19 protein-coding genes and 1 other RNA gene are annotated in these 19479 nt (G+C 66.3%); 14 read left to right on the top strand and 6 right to left on the bottom strand.

The genetic code is table 11. The features are described from left to right. The first annotated feature begins 90 nt into the window (after positions 1-90). Positions 91-561, top strand: coding sequence for a DUF6456 domain-containing protein (locus VCJ71_RS04625; RefSeq protein WP_324639468.1), 471 nt, complete (start codon positions 91-93; stop codon positions 559-561). Here VCJ71_RS04625 and VCJ71_RS04620 read toward each other — a convergent pair whose 3' ends face one another. Next, the gene (locus VCJ71_RS04620; RefSeq protein WP_324639466.1) at positions 562-1131 is read right to left on the bottom strand and encodes a uracil-DNA glycosylase family protein; all 570 of its coding nucleotides are present in this window, start codon (positions 1129-1131) and stop codon (positions 562-564) included. Then, positions 1128-2945, bottom strand: coding sequence for an ABC-F family ATP-binding cassette domain-containing protein (locus VCJ71_RS04615; protein ID WP_324639464.1), 1818 nt, complete (start codon positions 2943-2945; stop codon positions 1128-1130). The genes VCJ71_RS04620 and VCJ71_RS04615 overlap by 4 nt, the downstream gene beginning before the upstream one ends. A 132-nt stretch (positions 2946-3077) precedes the next feature. Between VCJ71_RS04615 and VCJ71_RS04610 the strand changes: the two genes are divergently transcribed. The 5 genes from VCJ71_RS04610 to VCJ71_RS04590 all read left to right on the top strand — a co-directional run bounded on the left by VCJ71_RS04610 (position 3078) and on the right by VCJ71_RS04590 (position 7286). Then, positions 3078-3791: an SIMPL domain-containing protein gene (locus VCJ71_RS04610; protein ID WP_324639462.1), complete on the top strand. Its 714-nt coding sequence runs from the start codon at positions 3078-3080 to the stop codon at positions 3789-3791. Between the two features lie 92 nt (positions 3792-3883). Continuing rightward, on the top strand, positions 3884-4195 hold the full coding sequence (locus VCJ71_RS04605; protein WP_324639460.1) for a hypothetical protein: 312 nt from the start codon (positions 3884-3886) through the stop codon (positions 4193-4195). Positions 4196-4305: 110 nt separating this feature from the next. Further along, entirely contained in the window at positions 4306-4983 is a 678-nt protein-coding gene (locus VCJ71_RS04600) for a response regulator transcription factor (protein ID WP_290135460.1), read from the top strand. 77 nt (positions 4984-5060) lie between these two features. After that, a complete protein-coding gene (locus VCJ71_RS04595; RefSeq protein ID WP_324640874.1) occupies positions 5061-6476 on the top strand; it encodes a sensor histidine kinase in 1416 nt (471 codons plus the stop codon). 93 nt (positions 6477-6569) lie between these two features. Further along, positions 6570-7286 (top strand): hypothetical protein, encoded by a 717-nt coding sequence (locus VCJ71_RS04590; RefSeq protein WP_324639459.1) that lies wholly within the window; start codon positions 6570-6572, stop codon positions 7284-7286. A 12-nt stretch (positions 7287-7298) separates the two neighbouring features. Here VCJ71_RS04590 and VCJ71_RS04585 read toward each other — a convergent pair whose 3' ends face one another. Further along, positions 7299-7592: a chorismate mutase gene (locus VCJ71_RS04585; protein ID WP_290135458.1), complete on the bottom strand. Its 294-nt coding sequence runs from the start codon at positions 7590-7592 to the stop codon at positions 7299-7301. A gap of 65 nt (positions 7593-7657) precedes the next feature. On the opposite strand from VCJ71_RS04585, the gene VCJ71_RS04580 reads away from it, so the two are divergent. From VCJ71_RS04580 to VCJ71_RS04570, 3 genes are read left to right on the top strand one after another with little or no spacing between them, the layout of a single operon-like run. Next, positions 7658-8668: a polyprenyl synthetase family protein gene (locus VCJ71_RS04580; RefSeq protein WP_324640872.1), complete on the top strand. Its 1011-nt coding sequence runs from the start codon at positions 7658-7660 to the stop codon at positions 8666-8668. 22 nt (positions 8669-8690) lie between these two features. Then, positions 8691-11108 (top strand): ATP-dependent helicase HrpB, encoded by a 2418-nt coding sequence (hrpB, locus tag VCJ71_RS04575; RefSeq protein ID WP_324639458.1) that lies wholly within the window; start codon positions 8691-8693, stop codon positions 11106-11108. 53 nt (positions 11109-11161) lie between these two features. Then, on the top strand, positions 11162-11440 hold the full coding sequence (locus VCJ71_RS04570; RefSeq protein WP_290135456.1) for an ETC complex I subunit: 279 nt from the start codon (positions 11162-11164) through the stop codon (positions 11438-11440). A gap of 48 nt (positions 11441-11488) precedes the next feature. Here VCJ71_RS04570 and VCJ71_RS04565 read toward each other — a convergent pair whose 3' ends face one another. Further along, positions 11489-12355, bottom strand: coding sequence for a hypothetical protein (locus VCJ71_RS04565; RefSeq protein ID WP_324639456.1), 867 nt, complete (start codon positions 12353-12355; stop codon positions 11489-11491). A 125-nt stretch (positions 12356-12480) separates the two neighbouring features. Between VCJ71_RS04565 and ffs the strand changes: the two genes are divergently transcribed. Next, positions 12481-12575: signal recognition particle sRNA small type (gene ffs / locus VCJ71_RS04560), an RNA gene on the top strand. A gap of 7 nt (positions 12576-12582) precedes the next feature. On the opposite strand, the gene VCJ71_RS04555 is transcribed toward ffs, so the two are convergent. After that, complete coding sequence (locus VCJ71_RS04555) at positions 12583-13077, bottom strand: DUF4188 domain-containing protein (protein ID WP_324639454.1); 495 nt, start codon at positions 13075-13077, stop codon at positions 12583-12585. Positions 13078-13164: 87 nt separating this feature from the next. Here VCJ71_RS04555 and VCJ71_RS04550 point away from each other — a divergent pair, with 87 nt between their 5' ends. The 4 genes from VCJ71_RS04550 (at position 13165) to VCJ71_RS04535 (ending at position 18284) form a co-directional block, all read left to right on the top strand. After that, positions 13165-14961, top strand: coding sequence for a DNA polymerase III subunit gamma/tau (locus VCJ71_RS04550; RefSeq protein ID WP_324639453.1), 1797 nt, complete (start codon positions 13165-13167; stop codon positions 14959-14961). After that, entirely contained in the window at positions 14958-15299 is a 342-nt protein-coding gene (locus VCJ71_RS04545) for a YbaB/EbfC family nucleoid-associated protein (protein WP_324639451.1), read from the top strand. Before VCJ71_RS04550 ends, VCJ71_RS04545 begins: the two co-directional genes overlap by 4 nt. Before the next feature lie 108 nt (positions 15300-15407). Beyond that, positions 15408-17801, top strand: a complete 2394-nt coding sequence (gene lon / locus VCJ71_RS04540) for an endopeptidase La (protein ID WP_324639449.1) — start codon at positions 15408-15410, stop codon at positions 17799-17801. Between the two features lie 207 nt (positions 17802-18008). After that, positions 18009-18284 carry an HU family DNA-binding protein gene (locus VCJ71_RS04535; protein ID WP_290135451.1) on the top strand — a complete coding sequence of 92 codons (276 nt, stop codon included), beginning with the start codon at positions 18009-18011 and terminating at the stop codon, positions 18282-18284. Positions 18285-18379: 95 nt separating this feature from the next. Here VCJ71_RS04535 and VCJ71_RS04530 read toward each other — a convergent pair whose 3' ends face one another. Next, the gene (locus VCJ71_RS04530; protein ID WP_324639447.1) at positions 18380-19462 is read right to left on the bottom strand and encodes a hypothetical protein; all 1083 of its coding nucleotides are present in this window, start codon (positions 19460-19462) and stop codon (positions 18380-18382) included. Positions 19463-19479 lie beyond the last annotated feature (17 nt).

Here is a 19479-nt window from a genome sequence, read left to right as displayed (position 1 = left end):
TAACCGATTTGGTTCTTTCCTACAGATCGTGAACCTTGGCAAGGGCGCTGCACCAATTCTTTCCGTGCACCAGCAAAGGGGACCAACGCCATGACCCGCCAATTCGTCGAACGCGAACTTACTTCCGAAGGGCCGCGCACAAGGGGCACCGCGCCCCGCCGGGGGCGCAGCGTCACGGTCAACCAGGCCGAATCGCCGGTCGCCTGGCTCTATGCGCGCGGCCACCTTGAAGAGCGGTTGTTCGCCGCCGCCGAGCGCCTGCGCGCCGATTGGGAGCGCGCGCAACTGGCACCCAGCGTCACGATGCGCTGGGACCCGGTGCGGGTGAAAGGCGGCGAACAGAACCTGACCCGGTCGGAACGCCAGCTGGTGGCGAAGCAGCGCTTCGACGGCGCCATCGCGCTGGCGGGCAAGGGGCTGGAAGACATCCTCTGGCGCGTGGTGTGCGCGGGCGAGACGCTGCCGACGGCGGAAAAGGCGCTCGCCTGGCCCGCGCGCAGCGGGAAGTTGGTGCTGAGGCTGGCGCTGGAGCGGGTGGCGGATTTCTACCGCATCGCGTGATCAGAGCCGGGCGGCGACCTCTGCGTGCAGATCCGGCAGCAAGTCCTGCTCGAACCAGTCGTGCTCGCGCATGAAGAGCGCGCTGCGCCAGCTGGGATGGGGCAGGGCGATCCGCTCCGGCAACAGGTCCCGCCAGCCGGCGACCCTTTCCGCCATCGGCCGGCCCTTCATCGCGGGCAAATAGGCTGCCTGCGCATACGTGCCGACAAGCACGGTCAGGCGATCCGCGGGCAGCACTGGCAAGATGCGGCCGTGCCACAGCGGCGCGCATTCGGGGCGCGGCGGCTTGTCCCCGCCCTTCGCCTTGCCGGGGTAGCACAGGCCCATCGAAACGATCGCGACCCGCGCGGGATCGTGCAGCGTGACGGCATCGATGCCCAGCCAGCCCGCCAGTCGTTCGCCCGCCTTGTCGTCGAAAGGAATGCCGCTTTCATGCGTGATCCTCCCCGGCGCCTGCCCGATGACGAGGATGCGCGCCGTGGACGAGAATTGCGCGATGGGTCGCGGTTCCAGCGGCAGGTAGGGCGCGCACAGCGTGCAAGCGCGCACCTGTGCGTGAAGGTCGCTCAAGCCTCCACTCTCTCCGCCAGGTCCAGCCAGCGTTCCTCCGCCGCGTCCTTTTCGGCCCGCGCATTTTCGAGACCCTTGGATATATTGGCGAACTTCTGCGGATCGGCGGTGTAAAGGTCCGGGTCCGCGAGGATGGCCTCGCCCTTCGCAATGGCCGCTTCCAGTTCCTCGATCCGCGTGGGCAGGATCTCGTAATCGCGCTGGTCCTTGTAGCTGAGCTTGGCCGATTTCGGCGGCGCGACCGGCGGGGAGGGCTGGGGCGCGGGGGCATCCTTGGCCTTCGATCGCGGCGTCACGGTGAGATTGCGGCGCTTGGCCTCCCAATCCTCATACCCGCCTGCGACGATATCGACATGGCCGGTCCCGTCGAGGCCGAGCGTGACGGTCACGGTCTTGTCGAGGAAATCGCGGTCGTGGCTGACGATCAGGACCGTGCCGTCGTAATCGGCAATCACTTCCTGCAGCAGGTCGAGCGTTTCGAGGTCGAGGTCGTTGGTCGGCTCGTCCAGCACCAGCAGGTTGGAGGTCCGGGCGAATTCGCGCGCCAGCAGCAGGCGCGATTTCTCGCCGCCCGACAGGATGCCGACCTTGGTGTCGACGATCTTCGGGTCGAACAGGAATTCCTTGAGATAGCCCTGCACGTGCTTGCGGACGCCGCGCACGTCGATCCAGTCGCCGCCCTCGGCCAAGACCTGCCGCACCGTCTTGTCGGGCGACATCAGGCTGCGCTGCTGGTCGATCATCACGCCGCTCAGGGTCTTGGCGCGGGTCACGGTGCCCGTGTCCGGCTCCAGCTCGCCGGTCAGCATCTTCAAGAGCGTGGTCTTGCCCGCGCCATTGCCGCCGACGATGCCGATGCGGTCGCCGCGCTGGATGCGGAAATCCAACGGCTTGATGACGGTGCGCCCGTCGTATGCCTTGCTGATGCCTTCCGCCACGATGACCGACTTGGTCTTGGTCTCGTCGCTCTTGAGGTCCAGTTTCGCCTTGCCGGTCGGGTTCAGCATGGCCGCGCGCTGGGCGCGCATTTCCCACAGCTTCTCCAGCCGGCCCTGGTTGCGCTTGCGCCGCGCCGTGACGCCGCGTTCCAGCCAGTGCGCCTCCAGCTTCAGCTTCGCGTCCAGCTTCTCCGCCGCGCGCGCTTCTTCGGCATAGACCTGTTCTTCCCATGCGTCGTAGCCGCCGAAGCCCACGTCCTTGCGGCGCAGGGAACCGCGGTCGAGCCACAGGGTCGCACGGGTCAGGCGCTTCAGGAACGTCCGGTCGTGGCTGATGACGACGAAGGCGCCCTTGTAGCGGTCGAGCCAGCTTTCGAGCCAATCGATGGCAGAGAGGTCGAGATGGTTGGTCGGCTCGTCCAGTAGCAGGATGTCCGGATCCTGCGCCAGCGCCTTGGCCAGCGCGGCGCGCCGCCGTTCGCCGCCGCTGGCGCCCTTCGCCGCGGTCGCCATGTCGATGCCGAGCTGGCCGGCGATGGCCTCCACCTCGTGCTCCGCCGGGGCATGCTCGCCTGCGAGCGCGAAATCCATCAGCGTTTCGAAGGGGGAGAAATCCGGGTCCTGCTCCAGGAAGACGATCCGCGTGCCGGGCTTGACCTTGCGGATGCCGCGGTCGGCCTCGATCCGGTCGTCGATCAGGCGCAGCAGCGTGGTCTTGCCCGCGCCGTTGCGGCCGATCAGGGCCAGCCGGTCGCGCGGGCCGATGTGGAGGTCTATGCCTCCGGGGCCGCCCTGGTCCTCGGGCCGCCCGAATAGCCAGCCGCTGCCCTGGATGAGGCCGAGACCTTCCCAGCTGAGGATCGGAGGTTGTGCCATAGCGCCGCGCAGGTAGGCGCGCCGCGGCGCTATCGCAAGCGGAACGGCGCCAATCTCCAGCGGAACGCCATCGTTCAGGTGCGCGTTATCCCGCTGCGCCGAAACGCATGGCGCAACCTTTGGAGAATTCGCATGCTTCGCTACGCCTTGCCGCTGTTCGCTTCCGCCGCCCTGTTCGCCAGCCCCGCCGCCGCGCAGGTGCAGGTGCAGACGAGCGGCCCGGTGGTCGAACTCGACGTGTTCGAGACGGTCGATATCGAACCGGACATCGTGACGATGAGCGCAGGGGTGACGAGCGAGGCGCCGACTGCCGTGGAGGCCTTGCGCCAGAACAGCGCCCGCATACGGCAGGTGATCGACCGGCTGAAGTCGCTGGGCGTGGCGGAGCGCGATATCCAGACGAGCGGCATCAACCTCAACGCCCGGTTCGATTACGACCAGATGAGCCGCGAGCAGGTGTTCCGCGGGTATCAGGCGTCAAACCGGGTCAGCATCAAGTTGCGCGACATAGGCGGTGCGGGCGAAGTTCTCGATGCGCTGGTGGCTGCCGGCGCGACCGACCTCAACGGGCCGATGTTCGGCGTGGACGACGACACGGCGGCCAAGGCCGAAGCGCGCCGGAACGCCATGGAACGCGGGCGGCAAATGGCGCGGGCCTATGCGCAAAGTGCCGGCTATGCCGACGTGCGATTGCTCCGCGTGTCGGAATCGGTTCGCGGCTCCGGCCCGCAACCGCTCTCGCGCGAAATAGTGATGACCGCGTCTGCCAACGATTCCGCGCCGATCCTGCCCGGCACGGTCGCGACGGGCGTGTCGATTTCGGTAACGTATGAAATGGTCAACTGAAGCAGCTCGAATCTGAACGGGCCCAAAGCTGAACGGGAGGGTGACTGCCGAATTCACCCCTTGTTCAATGCTGCGGGGTTAGCCAGGAAACCATGATGCCCCGGATCCTCCTTTCCCTGACCCTCGTCGCCGCGGCAGCGGCTTTCGTGCCGACCGGTGCGGGCGCGCAGGCGTTCGACGATGCGGCCAACGCGCGCGAGCAGATGGAATCGGGCAGCGTCCTTTCCCCGCGCGAGGTGGAGCGGCGCATCGTCCCCGACTATCGCCGCCGCGGGTACGAGTATCTCAATTTCGAGTACGATTCCCGCGCGCACGCCTATCGCCTGAAGTTCATACGCGAAGGCCGCGTGACCTTCGTCGATGTCGATGCGCGCAGCGGCCGGATCATCCGCCGCCGGCGCTGAATAGCGCCGCCTGCCGGAACCCTTCCATTGCTTGACGGATATGTGGTGAAACCCCAAACGCGGGGGCAATACGCCGCAAGGCGGGCAATTAGGCATCATAGGGGAATTCGATGCGCATCCTGATCGTCGAGGACGAGCCGACACTCGGCCAGCAGCTGAAAAACACGCTGGAACAGAACGGCTATGCCGTGGACCTGTCCACCGATGGCGAGGACGGGCACTTCCTCGGCAGCACGGAGGAATACGACGCCGTCATCCTCGACCTCGGCCTGCCCGAAATCGACGGCCTGACGGTGCTCGGCATGTGGCGCAAGGAAGGCAAGACCTTCCCCGTGCTGGTGCTGACCGCGCGCGACAGCTGGTCCGACAAGGTGGCCGGTCTGGATGCGGGCGCGGACGATTACCTGGCCAAGCCTTTCCAGACCGAAGAGCTGATCGCCCGCCTGCGCGCGCTGATCCGCCGCTCTACCGGCAATGCCACCAGCGAACTGATCGCCGGCGACGTGCGGCTGGACACGCGCAGCGGCCGCGTCACGCTGGCCGGTGAGCCGGTGAAGCTGACCGCGCAGGAATACAAGCTGCTCAGCTACCTGATGCATCACAAGGGCAAGGTCGTGAGCCGGACCGAGCTGATCGAGCATATCTACGATCAGGATTTCGACCGCGATTCGAACACGATCGAGGTCTTCGTCACCCGCATCCGCAAGAAGCTGGGTGCCGATGTCATCACCACCATCCGCGGCCTCGGCTACAGTCTCGACGACCCGGCCGACGCGCCGCGCGGCTGATCGGGGCGGTTGATTTGGACGCGGTCGCCACATCGGGGAGCGATCCCGCGCTGTCGGCCGCCGCGGAGAAGGCGACCATGGAGGCGGAGCAGGGCGCGGCGATAGCGTCCGGCGCCGCGCCGCCGCATACCGGATCGCTCAGCCGGCGGATGCAGCTGATTGCGGCGGTGTGGATTACGCTGCTGCTGGCCGTGGGCGGCTTCGCCCTCGACCGCACGCTGACCAGCCTGGTGACCGACCAGTTCGACGACCAGCTCGATTACATGCTCACCGCCATGGTCGCCTCGGCAGAGATCGACGATTTCGGCGACGTGATGTTCAATCGCCCGCTCGGCGACCAGCGCTTCCTCGAGCCCAATTCCGGCATGTACTGGCAGGTAACCGGTGAGGGGCGCGATCCCTATCCCTCGCGCTCCTTGTGGGCGCCGCGCACGCTGGAAGTGCGCGACGGTTTCTTTGCCGAGCCGGTCATCTACGACAGCAGCCAGTATCCGGACGAAGCGCTGCGGATCACCCAGCGTTCCGTCGTGCTGCCGGGCAGCGATACGGAGTGGACCTTCGCGCTCGCCGCCGCGCGCGAGGATCTCGACGAGCAGATCAACCGCATCCGCAGCATCCTTTTCTGGAGCTTCGTGGTGCTCGGCCTCGGCCTGTTCATCCTCGCCTTCCTGCAGACGATCTACGGGCTCGGCCCGCTGCGCCGGGTGAAGGAGGCGATCATCCGCATCCGCACCAGCGGGGCGAACCGGGTGACCGACCCGTTGCCGCTGGAGGTGCAACCCATGGTGGAGGAATTGAACGGCCTCCTCGCCCATTCGGAAAGGCAGGCGGAAGAGGCCCGGATGCACGCGGGCAACCTGGCGCATGCCTTGAAGACGCCGCTGACCGTGCTGGTCAATGCGGCAACGGCGAAGGACCCAGACCTGTCCGACCTCGTCCACCGCGAGACAAAGGTGATGCAGCGGCAGGTCGAACACCATCTTGCCCGCGCGCGCGCCGTGGGCCGCCGCGCGACGGGGCTCAGCCGCGCGCATGTCGCCGGCAGCGTGGAGGCGGTGCTGCGCGCCGTGACCCGGCTTTACGAACGGACCCGCTTCGACCTTGACGGCAACATGGACGTCAATGTCGCCATCGAACGCCAGGACCTCGACGAAATCCTCGGCAACCTGATCGAGAACGCGGCGAAATACGGCGGCGGCAGCGTTTTCGTCACCATCGATGCCGTGCCCGATGCCGAGCAGTGCGAAATCTGGGTTGAGGATGACGGGATGGGCATTCCCGATGCCGAGCGCATCCGCATTTTCGACCGCGGCGCGCGGCTCGACACCGGCAAGCCCGGCACCGGCCTCGGCCTCGCCATCGTGCGCGACGTGGCCGAAATCTACGGCGGCGGCGTGCGACTGGAGGAAAGCGAGGACCTCGGCGGGTTGCTCGTCCGCCTCAGCCTGCCGCGCGCTGCCGAGGCTGTTCAGCAAAACGGCTCAAAGTCTTAATTGTCGCAATCTGTAACAACGGGTTCAGAGGCGGTTCAATTCGTCGCCCCTACAAGGCAGGTCATCTACAGACTTTCCGATGGGAGACGCGCGATGACCCGCATCTTTAAACCGATCCTGCTGGTCGCCGCGACCGCCACGCTCGGTGCCTGCACGATGTACGATCCGTATTACGACGATTACCAGTACAGCTACGGCTACGGCGCATCCTCGCCATACTGGGGCTGGTACGACGACTACTATTATCCCGGCGTGGGCTATTACATCTACGACCGGTCCGGCTATCGCCATCGCTGGGGCGATCACCATCGCCGCTATTGGGAAGGCCGCCGTGCCGGCCACCGCCAGTTCCGCGAACAGTGGGGCGGTTACGGCTACACCCGCCGTGGGGATTATCGCGACCAGCGCCGCGACCGCCGTATCGAACGCTACGAAGGCCGCCGCGACAACCGCGAAGAGTATCGCGAATACCGCCGCGAACGGCGCGAAGACTACCGCGACCAGCGCCGCGACCGGCGCGAGGATTACCGCGACCAGCGCCGCGATCGCGATGGCGACCGGGCGCGTGACCAGCGTCGCGGTGGTGACCGCAGCCGGTCCGACCGCCGCAGCGAAACCCGTGCAACGCCGCCGCGCACCCAGCGAACGGAGCGGCCTGCCCGCCCGGTGGTCCAGCGTCAGGAGCGCACCCAACCTGCGCCCCAGCGGGCGACGCGCCAGGCAGAGCGTGCCGAGCGCCGCGAAAGCAGGGCTTCGAGCAAGCGCCCCAGCCGTACCGACCGCGAGCGGCGCCAGCGCGTCGACGACTGACGCGGTTTCGATCTAGCCGCCGCGAACCTGTTCGTGGTGGCGGATCACCTCGTCGATGATGAAGCGCAGGAATTTCTCGCTGAATTCCGGATCGAGGTCCGCTTCCTCGGCCAGCCTGCGCAGCCGCGCAATCTGCTCCTGCTCCCGGTTCGGATCGGCCGGGGGCAGGGCGGTTTTCGCCTTGTAGGCACCCACCTGCTGGGTGATTCGGAACCGTTCCGCCAGCATGTGGACGAGCGCCGCGTCGATATTGTCGATCGACTTGCGAAACGCGGCGAGCTGCCTGTCGGGCGATGTGTCTGGCATAGAATGCGCAAACTAGCGGCAAACGCGCGCTTGCCAAGCGGCGCGGCAGCTTCCACATGGCAGCCATGACCGCAGAGGTTATCACTCTCCCGCGCGCGCAGCCGTCGCTCGACCCGATGCTGGCGCTGACCGCGACCGCGATGAATTCGGTCAATCGCGTCATCCTCGACCGGATGCAGAGCGAGATTCCCCTGATCCCGACCCTGGCGGGCCACCTGATTTCCGGCGGCGGAAAGCGCCTTCGCCCGATGCTGACGCTCGCTGCGGCGGAGCTGATCGGCTATGGCGGCAACCGCCATCACAAGCTCGCCGCGGCGGTGGAGTTCATCCACACCGCGACCCTGCTGCACGACGACGTGGTCGACGGCAGCGAACTGCGTCGCGGCAAGGCGGCGGCCAACATCATCTACGGCAACCCTGCAACCGTGCTGGTCGGCGATTTTCTGTTCAGCCGCAGCTTCGAACTGATGGTGGAGGACGGCTCTCTGCGCGTCCTCAAGATTCTGTCGAACGCCAGCGCCGTGATTGCGGAAGGCGAGGTCGACCAGCTGACCGCGCAGCGCCAGATCGAGACGAGCGAAGAGCGCTATCTCGGCATCATCGGCGCGAAGACCGCCGCGCTGTTCGCCGCTGCCAGCCGCATCGCTGCCGTGGTCGCGGAACGCAGCGAGAAGGAAGAAGAGGCGCTCGACGCCTATGGCCGAAACCTCGGCATCGCCTTCCAGCTGGTGGACGATGCGATCGATTACGATTCGCAGGCTGCCGAAATGGGCAAGGATGCGGGCGACGACTTCCGCGAAGGCAAGATGACCCTGCCGGTGATCCTGGCCTATGCGCGCGGGGACGAGGACGAGCGCCAGTTCTGGCGCGACGCCATTGCGGGCCGCCGCTCGGGCGACGAGGAGCTTGCCGAAGCGATCCGGCTGGTGCGCAAGCACGACGCCGTAGCCGCCACCCGCGAACGGGCACGCCATTTCGCGCAGCGCGCTGCCGAAGCGCTTTCGATCTTCCCCGACAGCAAGGCACGCGCGGCGATGGTCGAAGCGGCGCAATTCGCGGTTTCGCGCGGATATTGATCGCGCTGGCCTGCCGCAGGCTGTGAGCGACCTACCCATTCACGCCGTCCTGCCGGACCTGCTGGCCGGCTTGCGTACCGGTACCGGCGCGGTCCTGGTCGCACCTCCGGGAGCGGGCAAGACCACCGCTGTCGCTCCCGCCCTGCTGGACGAGCCATGGTGCGATGGCACCGTCCTCCTGCTCAGCCCGCGCCGCGTTGCCGCCCGTGCGGCGGCGGAGCGCATGGCCGCGCAGATCGGAGAAAAGGCCGGCGAGACGATCGGCTACGCAACCCGGCTCGACACGCGGCAATCGGCGCGCACGCGCGTCCTCGTCATAACCGAGGCTATTTTCGTCAATCGCATCCTCGCCGATCCGGAATTGCCGGGCGTTTCCGCCGTTTTGTTCGACGAGGCGCACGAACGGCACCTCGACAGTGACCTCGGCCTCGCCCTCGCACTGGAAAGCCGCGACGTCCTGCGCGAGGACTTGCGCGTGGTGGTGATGAGCGCCACGATCGACGGCGCCCGCTTCGCCGGGTTGCTGGGCGACGATACGCCTATCATCGAAAGCGAGGGCCGCGCGCATCCCCTGCGCATCGAATGGCTGGGCGCGCGTGCGGAGCAGCGGATCGAGGACCGCATGGCGAGCGCGATCCGCCTAGCCTGGCGCGACGAGGCGGGCGATATCCTCGCCTTCCTGCCCGGCGTGGGGGAAATCGAGCGCGTACGCGAACGGCTGGCCGAAGCAATGCCGAACACGCCGGTCCTGCCGCTGCACGGCCAGGTCGAGCCGCGCGCGCAGCAGGCGGCGATCAAGCGCGATCCGGACGGACGGCGACGCATCGTCCTCGCCACCGCTATCGCCGAGACGTCGCTGACGCTGGACGGTGTATCGGTGGTGGTCGACAGCGGCCTGTCGCGGCGCGCGGAATTCGACCAGGCTGCGGGCTCCAACCGGCTCGTGACCGTTCGTGCAAGCCAGGCCGCGGCGGCGCAGCGGGCAGGGCGCGCGGCGCGGCAGGGGCCGGGCGTGGCCTACCGCCTGTGGGAAGAGGGCGGCCACGGCGGGCGGCAGGCCTTCGATCCGCCGGAGATCGCGGCGGTCGATCTTGCCCCGCTGGTCCTGTCGCTCGCCCGCTGGGGCACGGGCGATCCTGCCGCCCTGCCGTGGCTCGACGAGCCGCCCCCTGCCTCCATCGCCTCAGCGCGCGAGCGGCTGGGCAGGCTGGGTGCGCTGGAGAACGGCAGGCTGACCGCGTTTGGCGAGAAGGTAGCCGCACTGCCGATGGACCCGGCGCAGGCGGCGATGGTGCTCTACGGCGCAAACGCTGGCGATGCGACTGTGGCGGCAAGGCTTGCCCTGCTGCTGCAGGAGCGCGGGCTCGGCGGGCGGAGCGAGGACCTGCTCGCGCGGTTGCAACGCTGGGACGGCGATCGCTCCGCCCGCGCAGAGGCTTCGCGCAAGCTGGCCGCGCGCTGGGCGAAATCGGCAGAGGCCCTGGTCGATAAGGTCGAACCCACCCAGGGCGATGCCGGCGTGTACCTTGCCCGCGCGCGGCCCGACTTCGTCGCGCGGCGGCGCGATGCGTCGGGGGAAAGCTGGCAATCCGTCAGCGGGCGCGGCTTGGTGCTCGATCCCGCATCGCCGCTCGCCCGCGCGGACTGGCTCGCCATCGGCGATGCGCAGGGCAGCGCCAAGGGCGCGCGCATCACCGCCGCGATTGCCATGGAGGAAAGCGACGTCGCCCGCGCCCTCTCGCATCTCGCCGAGCAGCGTCGTACCGTCCGCTGGAATGCGAAGGAGGGCAGGGTCGAAGCGCGGCTGGAGCAGCGGATCGGGGCAGTCACGATCGCCAACGGTCCCGATCCGGAGCCCGATGCCGCAGAGGTGGAAGCGGCGCTGCTCGAGGCTGCACGCGGCCGCCTCGCCGATCTCCTGCCCGCCAGCCTGCTGGCCCGCGCGCGCTATGCCGGGATCGATGCACTGTCACCCGAAGCGCTGGCGGAGAACGCCGGCCAATGGCTCGCCCCGCTGCTCGAGGGCAAGCGCACGCTCGACATCCCGGCAGCGCAGCTTGCCGAAGCGGCGCTGTCGCTGGTGGGTTGGGACACGCGCCAGCGCCTCGACACGGTGGCTCCGCGCCAGTGGACCAGCCCCGCCGGCACGCAGCACGCGGTGGACTACGCGGCGGAGGGTGGTCCGACGGTGGAGGTGCGGGTGCAGGCGCTGTTCGGCCTCGACCGCCATCCCATGGTCGGTACCACGCCCCTGCTGCTCCAGCTGACCAGCCCGGCGGGCCGCCCGATCCAGGCGACCCGCGACTTGCCCGGCTTCTGGCGCGGCAGCTGGGCCGATGTGCGCAAGGACATGAAAGGGCGCTATCCCAAGCACCGCTGGCCCGACGAGCCTTGGGCAGAGGCGCCCAGCCTGAAAACGAAGAATGCCTTCAATCGCTAGCGCCAGCGTGCGGGCGACTTGATTTTTGCCGCGCCGCGCACGAAAGGGATCGCATGAGCGCGATCATCTACCAGCGGCCCCAGAGTGCGATGCAATCGGGCAAGGCGAAGACCGACCAGTGGATCCTCGAATTCGAGCAGTCCGAAGCGCGCGGATCCGATCCGCTGATGGGCTGGACGTCGAGCGGGGACACGCAGACGCAGGTGGTGCTGAAATTCCCCAGCCTCGATGCGGCGAAGGCCTATGCCGACAAGCACGAGATTGCCGTGCGCGTCCACCAGCCGCCGAAGAAGACGCTGAAGCTGCAGGCCTACGCCGACAACTTCCGCTAGGCTGGCGGACACGCGGGCTTCCGGACCTGCGCGCCCGCCAATCCCGGATCAGTCGATCAGGCGGATCGATCCGCTGTTGAACAGCGTCCGGCAGTCGCTCGCATCGTGCATGCTGTCTTCCGCCAGCAGGGTTTCGGCCATGCCGGTGCCAGTGAAGCGGGGATCGTCGCACTCGCCGTCTTTGGCCCATTCGCTCGAGTTGTCACCGAAATCGATGGACGACCCGGTGCTCCCGCCCGCAGAAATCCGGATCGAACCGGCTTCGTAAAGGGCGCGGCAGTCTGTCGCGTCGCGGCGCGCATCCTCTTCCAGTAGCACGTCGGCCATGCCGGTGCCGGTGAAGCGCGGATCGTCGCATTCCCCGTCGTTCGCCCATTCACTGGAATCGTCGCCGAAGTCGAGGCCGCCGGTGGACGTGCTGCCCGCCGCCCCGCGCAGCCGGATCGAACCTGCCGCGTAGAGCGTGCGGCAATCGGTCGCATCGCGGCGTGTATCCTCTTCAAGCAGCACCCCGGCCATGCCGGTCCCGGTGAAGCGGGGATCGTCGCACTCGCCGTCGTTCGCCCATTCGCTGGAGTCATCGCCGAAATCGACTGTCGTGTCGTCCGCCCAGCGAAGGGTCACAGCCACCGTGTTGCGCGCCGTGTTTGCCGACGGAACGGAATTTTCCATGCCGATGTAAGTGATCTTGCCCGCTGCATGCAGGGCGCTGCAGTCGGACGCATCGCTGCGCACATCCTCGGACAGCAGGATTTCGGCCATGCCGTCGCCTTCGAAGCGCGGATCGTCACATTCCCCGTCGTTCGCCCAGTCGCTGGAATCGTCGCCGAAGTCGATCGCCTGCTGGGCCGCTGCGGGCGTTGCCAACGCCGTTGCTGAGAAGGCCAGGGCCGCAACGATATTGAATTTCCTCATGAATATATTCCCCCTTCATCGGCGAGATAGCACAGGGCCGTCTCCCGACAATCGAATTACGCTGATCGGCTTGCCGGTTTCTGAATGACGACTTGATCCTGCAGGCATCCATCGCCATATGGCGCGCGGGAGTCGGGTGGACGTTTGCGTTCGCTCACCGGGTCAGGTCCGGAAGGAAGCAGCCCAGGTGAATTGCGACGGGTCGCCCGGCTCCTTTATCTAACCAGTCAGTCTAAGCTATCGTTCCGCATTTGCGCGGCCATGCGCATGCGCGCTTCGTTCCGCGATCCAATGGCGGGGATAATCCCGGCGACCTTTCCAAGGCCCCACCGCGGCATATTGGCATAGAGAGTTTCGAACCCGTCGCGCCGGATGGCGTAGGTTTCGTGAAATATCCCGACGCTGCCATCTGCGCCTACTGCCTTGTTGAATGCGGTCCATGCGGGCCAGTGCTCGCGGTCCTTCGCCCGAGCGTAAGTTTCAAGACTGTCGAAGTCGCGCCAGTACTGGACGAGTATGATCGTGCGCAGTCCTTGCCGCATAAATTCCGCGCCAAGGAAGCCGCTATCTGGATCGCGACTAAGCTCGGCAATCATGGGCCCCATCGATTTGGCGACGGGCAACCATTTGCCGACCCTGTGGAAAGCATTGATCCGCATTCCGATGAGGAAGACGACGATGTCTGACTCGTGTGCATCCGTAAAGCGACCGGGGTGGATCATGACGATGCTCCTCTTCACAACTACATTGCAAAATGAAACCTAAAAGTCAACTTCGACAAAGTGCCTTGTTGCGACTACCAATCCCGCATGGGCGATTCACCGGATAATCCAGACGACCTGCCATGGGCGACCGAGGCCGATGAGGTAGCGGACACCGCGCCAAGCGCGGCCGAGCTGGAGGCTGCGGGCCAGTCCGCCATGTTCGGCGATGCGCCGGCCGCGGCCGCGCCGCAGCCTGTCGCCGATAAGCCGCCTTCCGCGCCGGCCCCCGATGCCGCGCAACCCTATCGCGTTCTGGCCCGCAAGTATCGTCCGCAGACTTTTGCGGAGCTGATCGGGCAGGACGCGATGGTCCGCACGCTCGGCAATGCCATTGCGCGGGATCGGCTGGCTCATGCCTTCCTGATGACCGGGGTGAGGGGGGTCGGCAAGACCTCAACCGCGCGGCTGATCGCCAAGGCGCTCAACTGCATCGGGCCGAACGGCGACGGCGGTCCGACAATCGATCCGTGCGGCGTGTGCGAGCCGTGCGTTGCCATCGCCGAAGGCCGCCATATCGATGTGATCGAGATGGACGCCGCCAGCCACACCGGCGTGGACGACGTGCGCGAGATTATCGAGGCGGTCCGCTATGCTGCGGTCAGCGCGCGCTACAAGATCTACATCGTCGACGAAGTCCACATGCTGTCGCGCAATGCTTTCAATGCCTTGTTGAAGACACTTGAGGAACCGCCTGCGCATGTGAAGTTCATCTTCGCCACAACCGAGGTCGACAAGCTGCCGGTTACGGTCCTCAGCCGCACCCAGCGTTTCGACTTGCGCCGCATCCCGACGCCGCTGCTGAAAGACCACTTCGCAAAAATCTGCGCTCTCGAAGGCGTGGAGGCGGATGACGAGGCGCTGTCGATGATCGCGCGCGCGGCCGAAGGGTCGGTGCGCGACGGGCTCTCGATCCTCGACCAGGCGATTTCCCACGCCGACATGGAAGATGGCGGCGCGGTCAGCGCGGGCCGCGTGCGCGACATGCTCGGCCTTGCCGACAAGACCGCGCAGCGCCGCCTGTTCGCTGCCGTGCTGGAAGGCGATCCGGCCGCCCTGCTCGACGGGCTGGACGAGCAATATGCACTAGGCGTCGAACCGCTGGCGCTGATGCGCTCGCTGATGGACCTGCTCAACCGCATCGCCGTGACGCAGGTCGGCAAGGGAGAGGCCGACGCGCCGACCGAGGACGAGCGGCAGGTCCTGGCGGACTGGGCCGAGCGTCTGTCGCCCGCACAGCTTCACCGCCTGTGGCAGCTGATGCTGAAAGGGCATGACGAGGTGCGCGCCGCGCCGGACCCGCTGGTTGCGGCGCAGATGGCATTGCTGCGCATCCTCCATGCAGCCGACCTGCCGGACCCCGGCAAGCTGGCCAAGCAGATCGAGGACATGGCCGCCAGCGGTGTGACGCTCCAGAGCGGCGCACCGGCAGGAGAAGGCGGGGCAGGGGCGCCCGCCGCGCTATTGTGGCCCGATGTGATCGCCAAGGTCGAGGCAAGCGGCAATCACCTTGCTGCTAGCCAGATGCGCCTGCAATTGCGGATCGTGACGCTGGAGCCGGGCAAGCTCGTCTACAGCCGCGAGGATCGCTTCACCGATCCGGTGCTGCCCGAAGTCCGCGACGCGCTCTACCGCGCCTATGGCAACCGCTGGACGGTGGAGGAGGTTGCCCAGGGCGGCGAACCGACGCTGGTCGAGCGGGAAGAGACGGCGAAAGAAGAAGCCGCCGCCGCGCTGCTTGAAAATCCCATGGTGAAAGCCGCATTCGCCGCATTCCCCGATGCGGAAATCATCGAAGACGATACCGCGCCCGATCGGCGCCGCAACTGGAGCAAATCCGCATGAAGTCGATGGAAGAAATGATGAAGGCGGCACAGGAAGCCGCCGAAACCATCCAGAAGCAGATGAACGAAACGCAGGCCAAGCTGGATGCCATCGAGGTCGAAGGCACATCGGGCGGCGGCCTCGTCAAGATCCGCTGCACCGCCAAGGGCCGCATCATGGGCGTCCATATCGACGACAGCTTGATGAAGCCGGAAGAAAAGCAGATGCTGGAAGACCTCGTCACCGCCGCCTTCAACGACGCGCGCGACAAGGCGGACCGCGTGGCGGGCGAGGAAATGCAGAAGGCGCAGGCCGGCATGGGCCTGCCGCCGGGCCTCAACCTGCCGGGCATGGGATAGTAACCGCTGCCTTCGCGCCGCTTGCAGCAGCGCCACTTAACCCCATATCCACCGGTAATTAACGCACCCGCGCCTTTAGTGGGCGCGCGCGTGCTATGACCGGATGACATGATGAAACTTTACCCCCTGCTCCCCTTGCGCGACATCGTCGTATTCCCCGGCATGGTCGTGCCGCTGTTCGTGGGCCGCGACAAATCCGTCGCCGCGCTGGAATCGGCGATGGAGGGGGACAAGGAAATCTTCCTCCTCGCCCAGCTCGATCCCTCGTGCGACGATCCCGATAGCGAGGACCTTTATGATGTCGGCGTGATCGCCTCGGTCCTGCAAATGCTCAAGCTGCCCGACGGCACGGTGCGCGTCATGGTGGAAGGCCAGTCGCGCGCGCAGGCAAAGGCGCTTCAGATGGACGGCGACCTCGTCGTCGCGCAGGTTGAGGAACTGGACGAGGCGAGTGTCAGCAACGCCGAAGTCTCCGCCATGATGCGCAGTGTCGTCGAACAGTTCGGCGAATATGCCAAGCTCAACAAGAAGCTGCCCGAAGAGCTGGAGACGGAACTCGGCGAGATCGAGGAGCCCGGCCCGCTGGCCGATGCCATCGCCGCCAGCCTCAATGCCAAGGTGTCCGACAAGCAGACCCTGCTGACCGAAGCCGACCCAATGAAACGGCTGGAGATGGTCTACAGCTTCATGGAAGGCGAGCTTTCGGTGCTGCAGGTGGAGCGCAAGATCCGCGGCCGCGTGAAGCGCCAGATGGAAAAGACCCAGCGCGAATATTACCTCAACGAACAGATGAAGGCGATCCAGTCCGAACTGGGTGGCGGCGACGGCGAGGATGGCGACGAGCTGTCCGAACTGGCGAAAAAAGTCGAAAAAACCGAGCTTTCCAAGGAAGCGCGCGCCAAAGCCGAGGCGGAGCTGAAGAAGCTGCGCGGCATGCAGCCGATGAGCGCCGAGGCCACCGTGGTGCGCAACTATCTCGATGTGCTGCTGGGCCTGCCGTGGGGCAAGACCAGCGAGATCAAGACCGACATCGCCGAAGCGCAGGAAGTGCTCGACGCCGATCACTATGCGCTTGAGAAGGTGAAGGACCGGATCGTCGAATACCTCGCCGTGCAGGCGCGCACCAACAAGCTGAAGGGACCGATCCTGTGCCTCGTCGGGCCGCCGGGCGTGGGCAAGACCAGCCTCGGCAAGAGCATCGCCAAGGCGACCGGGCGCGAGTTCATCCGCCAGTCGCTGGGCGGCGTGCGCGACGAGGCGGAGATCCGCGGCCACCGGCGCACCTATATCGGCAGCCTGCCGGGCAAGATCGTCACCAACCTGAAAAAGGCAGGCACCAGCAACCCGCTGTTCTTGCTCGACGAGATCGACAAGCTGGGCCAGGATTTCCGCGGCGATCCGGCTTCCGCGCTGCTCGAAGTGCTGGACCCCGAACAGAATTCGAAGTTCCAGGACCACTACCTCGAGCTGGATATCGACCTCAGCGACATCATGTTCGTGACCACCGCGAACAGCCTCAACCTGCCGCAGCCGCTGCTCGACCGGATGGAGATCATCCGGCTGGAAGGCTATACCGAGGACGAGAAGGTCGAGATCGCCAAGCGCCACCTGATTGCCAAGCAGGTCGACGATCACGGGCTGAAGGACGGCGAATTCGAGCTGACCGAGCCCGCGCTGCGCGACCTTATCCGTTACTACACCCGCGAAGCCGGCGTCCGCACGCTGGAACGCGAGATCGCGCGGCTGGCGCGCAAGGTCCTGCGTGCGATCCTGGAAGGCAAGATCGAGCGCGAGACGATCACGCCGGAAAACCTCGGCGACTATGCCGGGGTGCGCAAGTTCCGCCACGACATGGGCGAGGAAGAGGCGCAGGTCGGTGCGGTCACGGGTCTTGCCTGGACCGAAGTCGGCGGGCAGCTGCTCACGATCGAAAGCGTCACCGTGCCGGGGAAGGGCGAGATCAAGGCGACCGGCAAGCTGGGTGACGTGATGGGCGAAAGCATCCAGACCGCCTTCAGCTTCGTGAAAGCGCGGGCACCTGCCTATGGCATCAAGCCGAGCCTGTTCCACCGCAAGAACATCCACATCCACCTGCCCGAAGGCGCGGTGCCGAAGGACGGGCCCAGCGCGGGCATCGGGATGGTGACCTCCATCGTCTCGACGCTGACGGGCATCGCCATCCGCCCGGATGTCGCAATGACGGGCGAGGTCACGCTGCGCGGCCGCGTGCTGCCCATTGGCGGCCTGAAGGAAAAGCTGCTGGCGGCGCTGCGCGGCGGTATTACCACCGTGCTGATCCCGGAGGAAAACGAGAAGGATCTCGCGGAAATCCCGGCCAACATTACCGAAGGCCTGAAGATTATCCCGGTCTCGCATGTCGACCAGGTGCTCGACGTCGCGCTGACCGAGAAGACCGTGGCGATCGAATGGACCGAGGCGGACGATCTGGCCAGCCAGCCCGATCCGGGCGCGGTGACGAGGGGCGGCGCGACCGCGCACTGACGCGCTGCGATGCAGCATAAACGGCGCCCTTTTTAACAAAGGGCACGTTGGCGCGCCGCGTATCCGTAAAAATGCGCCGAATTGCAGTTAATGCGCCCCGATTGCCCTTGCCAGCGGGGCCAAAAGCGCCTTGTATCCCGCCCCGGACGCGGCGATTCACACGCCGCGACATTCAATTAGAAAATCTATCCAGGGGATACTTCCAAAATGAACAAGAATGACCTGATCGGCGCCGTCGCGGATTCGAGCGGCCTTTCGCGCAACGACGCGACCAAGGCGGTGGAAGGCGTGTTCGACGCCATCCAGAACTCGCTCGCCAAGGGTGACGAAGTTCGCCTGGTCGGTTTCGGCAGCTTCTCGGTCGCCAAGCGCAAGGCCAGCACCGGCCGCAACCCGCGCACCGGCGAGCCGATGACGATCAAGGCGTCGAAGCAGCCGAAGTTCAAGGCCGGCAAGGGCCTGAAGGACGCGGTCAACAACTGATCCGCACCGCGCGGCGCCCCATGGCGCCGGCATGAAAAAGGGCCGCTCCGGAATGACCGGCGCGGCCCTTTTCGTTGGCCTGAAGGCCGTGGGTGTTACAGCCCGATCAGCGCCATCGGGGCGACCTTGGACGTCGCGTCCAGCGTCCACACCATGCGGCGGCGGCCGTCGCCCATGCGCTCGAACCCTTCGTCCGTGTTGTTTGCCAATACCTCGCCGTCGGTGATCAGGGTGAAGGTGCCGCCGATATTGCCGATGCCTTCGATCAGTTCCTCGCTATCCCCCCCTTCGTTTTCCATGGCCATAGCGAAGGCGAGCAAATTGAGGCCGCCCATGCCCATGGCCGTGCCGGGGTAGGGCGAGGCCTGGTTGACAGCGAGGCCCGGTGCATCGATCCGCACCGCACCGTCGCGGCGGTAGGCATAGAGAAACGGCTGCGCGGCGGTCATGCCTTCCACCATCGGGAAGGCGAAGTCGTGGGTCATGCGGCTGGTCACCCGGTATTCGATGTCGAACTTGCCGTTGCCGGTGTAGTCGACCTTTTCCCAGCCGTACTGGCGCTGCAGGCGTTCGGCGATCTTGTTGCCCGCATCCGGATCGGTGGGGTCGATGCCGCCGAACAACGCCGCCATCTGCTTCGCTTCGCGCTCGCGGCGCTCCTTCGCGCGTTCGGCGCTTTCTTTGCGGTCCGCCAGTTCCTCGGCCGTGCATTCGCGCTCGATGCGGCTGTCTTCCCAACCGTCGTCGATCGTTTCGACCGCCTGGGTCGTGACCCGCGGAAGCATGATCGTGGCGTTAGCCCCGGGCGATGCCGCGCTGCCTTCCATCGGCGCGTCGGCCTCTTCGACATCGGCCTCGGCCAAGGCCTCCGCTGCTGCATCGGCCTCTACTGCGGCGGCCTCTTCCATCGCATCCTCGATTTCCCACGAGTAATCGTAGCACGGCCCGTCGAGGTCGACCTCTTCGGCGCTGCCGCCAGAGAACGGACCGGACCCGGCGAGCTCGGTCAGGCCTAGCAGGGTGACTTCGCCGTCGTAGGAATAGGTGAAGCTGCCATCGGCCATCAGCTCCATTTCGCTCTCGAATTGACCGGGCACCATGAAGCAGCCGGACAGCAGCGCAGCGCCCGCGCAAACGAGCGAAACGCCGGCGATGCGGCGCAGGTTGGAAAAGTGCATCGAAAGACCCCCGTGTT

The sequence above is a fragment of the Pseudoblastomonas aquimaris genome (assembly GCF_035481675.1).
GTDB lineage: Bacteria > Pseudomonadota > Alphaproteobacteria > Sphingomonadales > Sphingomonadaceae > Alteriqipengyuania_B.
This window is presented reverse-complemented; position numbering and strand designations above follow the sequence as displayed.